Genomic DNA, 1039 nt, shown 5'->3' with positions numbered 1-1039 from the left:
TTTCTCTCAAGTTAAAGTGATGTAGCCGATACTCAAGGGATTTAGTATAATTTTAGCGTTGATTATTGGCGGGAATGGAATCGGCTCTCTTGGATTTGGTGGGTAAAATTTATTCTCAGATACATTCCTCCTAGCGAGGGGGTGGAAGGAACCACTCCAGACACAGAGGACACAAAGATTGATCGCTTCTATAGTAAGTTAAACTGATCACACAAAGAATAAGAGAGCCGATTTTGACTCTCATTCAGATAAAATGGGCATACTAATATTATTGACAAGATGGGCGAAATTTGGATGTCTTCTCTTGAAACAATAGCAATCAACCAAAGATTTGAATATTTATTATCGGTTCTGTCAGCAGAGCGATTTCTCAAAAAACAGGGAATTGGCAATGAAGTTCCTTTTTTTATCTGTCCTTACCCACCTCAAGACACTGTTGAAATGGAACGTCTGCAAAAGCAACTGGTTAGTCAGTTGCATCAAAAAGGGATTCGCATATTAGAGATCAATCTTTATGATCTCTGTCTTGACTTATTGAGGGAACGGCAGATATTTGAGCAAATTCTCGATATAGAATCCTCGATATCTAAAGGGGAACTGAAAGAGCTTTTACAAAATGTGTTAGATTCGGAGAGTCATTTAATTCCAGCCCTAGGCGAAAAAATTGCCGAAAATCCGTTTGATATCTTGTTTTTATGGGGCATTGGTCAAATTTTTCCCTATATTCGTTCCCATAATGTTCTTAATAACCTCCAAACCACGAACAACAACCAACCGACGGTAATGTTTTTTCCGGGGGCCTACACCTATTCCCTAGAGTCGGGAGCCTCTCTCAATTTATTTGGACTCTTAGGAGATGACAAATATTATCGAGCTTTTAACATTTACGAGTACCAAGTTTAAGGGAGAACTAATTATGCAGTTAAGTAGAATTTTTGAGAAACAAGTTAGTCGTCCTATGGAAGGGGTAATCAAAGCGGATGCCAATGATGAGGCGAGTCTGCACGTTGAACTAGAAGAATATGTGCTTACCGGCGAG

Annotated in this window: 1 protein-coding gene; it reads left to right on the top strand. The window is 39.2% G+C overall.

Annotation, left to right across the window (positions count from 1 at the left end; translation table 11 throughout):
• The first annotated feature begins 294 nt into the window (after positions 1-294).
• Complete coding sequence (locus tag PX636_RS11250) at positions 295-903, top strand: DUF1788 domain-containing protein (RefSeq protein WP_288117224.1); 609 nt, start codon at positions 295-297, stop codon at positions 901-903.
• Positions 904-1039: the final 136 nt, after the last annotated feature.

It is taken from the genome of Microcystis sp. M53598_WE2 (genome assembly GCF_030067735.1).
Classification (GTDB): domain Bacteria; phylum Cyanobacteriota; class Cyanobacteriia; order Cyanobacteriales; family Microcystaceae; genus Microcystis; species Microcystis aeruginosa.
This window is presented reverse-complemented; position numbering and strand designations above follow the sequence as displayed.